The organism is Rhodosalinus sp. (assembly GCF_046542825.1).
GTDB lineage: Bacteria > Pseudomonadota > Alphaproteobacteria > Rhodobacterales > Rhodobacteraceae > Rhodosalinus.
Genome location: NZ_JBKHAQ010000182.1, coordinates 1 through 2,876, shown reverse-complemented (window position 1 = coordinate 2,876; position 2,876 = coordinate 1). Strand labels below are relative to the sequence as shown.

Genomic DNA, 2,876 nt, shown 5'->3' with positions numbered 1-2,876 from the left:
CTGGGCGGATTTGCGCTCGCCGAACTGGCGCCGCACCCGTGCCGACCAGCTGATCACCGGACGCAGCGCCGCGACAGCCTGCGCGACGTCCTCGTCGGCCGCGCGCAGAAGGGCACGGTTCTGCTCAAGCAGCCCGCTGCTTGTGTATGCCCTTGCCAGCGTGTCGCCCAGGGACTGCGCCCCCGCCCGTTCAGGCACCGTTCCGACCGCCAGCACGAGGGCAATGGCGACCCCGGAAGCCAGGCGACGCGCCGCGTTCCACTGTTGCATCTCGACCTGCCCCTGTCTTTTCCTCTCGCCCGCCGCCGCGCGCCTGCGCGACCCCCTCAGAAGGTGAACGTCACCTCGCGTTCGAAGCCCGGCAGCACGGGGGCCCCGGCATTGAATGCGAAACGCCAGCTCAGCGCGCCATCCACCTTGTACCCAAGGCGCACGGTCCCGAGCCGCCCCTCGTCGAAAAGACAGGCGATACGGCCACCCTCCTTCAACTGATTCACCAGCGCCTGAGGCAGATGTACCACGGCGCCGTGCACCAGAATCGCGTCGTAGGGACCGTGCTGCGGCGCCCCCTCCGCCAGCGGCGCGTGGTGCAGTGCGACGTTGTCGGCACCGTATTCGGCAAGGCGCGCCTGCGCCTCGTGGATCAGCGCGTCGTCCTCTTCCACCGCGACGACCGCCTCGGCCAGATGCGCAGCCACGGCGGCCGAGTAGCCGTAGGCACACCCGATATCGAGCACCAGATCGTCGGGTTGCAGGTCGATCGAATCGAGCATCTTCGCAAGTGTGCGCGGCTCCAGGATCACCCGGCCGCCGCCAAGATCGATGTTGTCGCCGACATAGGCGGCCTCGCGCTTGTCCTCCGGCACGAAGAGTTCGCGCGGGACATCGAGCATCGCTTCGATCACCGGAAACTTGGTGACGTCCGCGGGTCGAATCTGCGTGTCGACCATCGTCACACGGCGGGCGGCGAAATCGGTCATTCGGGCCTTGGCTCTCCTCGACTCTGTGTCGTCACCTTGCCACATGCCCCCGCCAGCGGCAATGCGGCCGGCCGCGCTCCCGACGGCGTGCGGCGCCCTTGCAGCGCCGTGCACGATCGGCTATCTGCCAAATGCTCTTCGGCGAGTTGGCGGAGTGGTTACGCAGCGGATTGCAAATCCGTGTACACCGGTTCGATTCCGGTACTCGCCTCCAGATCCCTACGATGAACTGGCAGACGTCTCGCTTGTCCTGTTCACGCGCTGACTGGCCTCACCGCGACGGCCGCGAGCTTGTGCTCAGAACTTCGTGTGACACAAGATGTTGCGACCCACGGACGGAGCGGTTGCCTTCGCGGGGAAGAGCGACAGGAGCCGGGCAGGCCGGCTGGTCACCCTCTCGTCGAGATGGGGCCGAACGATGAGGCGGCGTCGCTCGCGAAGGCCCATGCGCCCCGGTCGAAACGGCGATCGGCACTGCGCCTGCAGCGCGACGCGCGTGCTGCCGAAGACGGCATGTTGCGCGGCCGTCCACGCCGGTTGCGGCGGCAACCGCGGCGGCGGGCAGTCAGGTCACAAGCGATGCAGGGCCGGCCCCTGCTGCGGGCGTCCCGGCCGGCTTTCCAACTCCTGCAACCCGACGATGTCCGGCACGATCCGGTGCAGGGCGGCATGCGAGCGGTCCTGCGCTCCGTGCCCCTCGGCCTCGGTCGTCCGCGCCTGCGCTTTGCTCCACCTCCTGGACGGTCCGCGCCGGCGCGCCTTTGCAATTCGGCCGCGGCCACGGTAAATCCTGCGCGTTCCGGGCGCACGGGAACCTTGACGACATGCGCGCCACCGGGCCGGACCATGCAGGGGCGGAGGCCGGCCACGGCCGGCGCAGGACAGCCCGTCGGTGCGATCCGAAGGGTTGCATGCAAGCGCCGGCAAGGGTCTGTTGCACCCCCGGGACAGGAATTTGGCGTGGCGACCGCAGGTTGCCATGGCCGAAGGAATCACCAGGCCCGGGACCGGGTCGGAGACAGATGGGACGGGACGCGATGAACAGAGGGTTCCTCTTGGGGGCGGTGGTGGCTGCAGGGGCGGTCATGCTGATCCCCGGCGTGGCGCAGGCGGTGGGGCGCGCCGGCCGGCCGCTGGCGCGCGCGGCGATGCGCACGGGCACCGCCGCCTATGACGGGTTCCGCAGGGCCGGCGCCGAGGCCTGGGAGCACATGGAGGACATTGCCGCCGAGATTCGCGAGGAGACGGAACGCGAGCGCCATGCCGAAGCGGCCGCTGCAGCCGCGGGCGGTGACACGGCCGCGGGCGAAGGGCCGGCGACGAAAGCCCACGCGGGTCCCGCCCCGGGCACGCCAACCGAGCCGGCCGGCGATGACTGACGCGCGTCCGCCGCTCTTGCGCAGGGTCCATGCCTCGGCACGGCGCGTCCGGCTGCGGTTCGACGGTGCGGTGCCGGAGGGCACGGCGCTTGCCGCGTTCGCGGATCGGCTCGCCTCGGTCGAGGGTGTGCTGCGGGCGCGCGTCAGGCCCAGCACCGGCAGCGTGATCCTGGACCTCGCCCAGCCGCCGGACGCGGTGCTGGGGACCCTGGCCGAGGCAGGCATCGCACGCATCGGGGATCCCCCGAAGCCCGTGCCGGTGGGCCAGGCCATTCAGTTCGGCCTGCTCCGGGCCGACGCGAGCCTGGGCGCGCGCACCTCGGGCGCGCTCGACCTGCGCACGGCGCTGGGGCTGTTCATGCTGGTGGCCGCGATGGTTCAGCTGTCGCGCGGACGCATCGCGGGGCCGGCCACGACACTCTTCATGTCGGCGTGGTCGCTGCTGGCCGCGGCGAATCGCTGACCGCTCAGCCCAGCACCCCGGCCAGATCGGGAGCGTCCCACGGCAGGGCCAGGT

3 protein-coding genes, 1 tRNA gene and 1 pseudogene are annotated in these 2,876 nt (G+C 70.7%); 3 read left to right on the top strand and 2 right to left on the bottom strand.

Features of this window, described 5'->3' with window-relative positions:
* Nucleotides 1-270 (bottom strand): annotated as a pseudogene (locus ACLFOB_RS14785) (transporter); the annotation flags it as partial.
* 56 nt (nucleotides 271-326) lie between these two features.
* Nucleotides 327-980 (bottom strand): protein-L-isoaspartate O-methyltransferase family protein, encoded by a 654-nt coding sequence (locus tag ACLFOB_RS14780; RefSeq protein ID WP_410916989.1) that lies wholly within the window; start codon nucleotides 978-980, stop codon nucleotides 327-329.
* 140 nt (nucleotides 981-1,120) lie between these two features.
* On the opposite strand from ACLFOB_RS14780, the gene ACLFOB_RS14775 reads away from it, so the two are divergent.
* The 3 genes from ACLFOB_RS14775 (at nucleotide 1,121) to ACLFOB_RS14765 (ending at nucleotide 2,822) form a co-directional block, all read left to right on the top strand.
* Nucleotides 1,121-1,194, top strand: a tRNA-Cys gene (locus tag ACLFOB_RS14775).
* 823 nt (nucleotides 1,195-2,017) lie between these two features.
* On the top strand, nucleotides 2,018-2,359 hold the full coding sequence (locus ACLFOB_RS14770) for a DUF5132 domain-containing protein (RefSeq protein ID WP_410926584.1): 342 nt from the start codon (nucleotides 2,018-2,020) through the stop codon (nucleotides 2,357-2,359).
* Nucleotides 2,352-2,822 carry a hypothetical protein gene (locus tag ACLFOB_RS14765; protein ID WP_410926583.1) on the top strand — a complete coding sequence of 157 codons (471 nt, stop codon included), beginning with the start codon at nucleotides 2,352-2,354 and terminating at the stop codon, nucleotides 2,820-2,822. Before ACLFOB_RS14770 ends, ACLFOB_RS14765 begins: the two co-directional genes overlap by 8 nt.
* Nucleotides 2,823-2,876 lie beyond the last annotated feature (54 nt).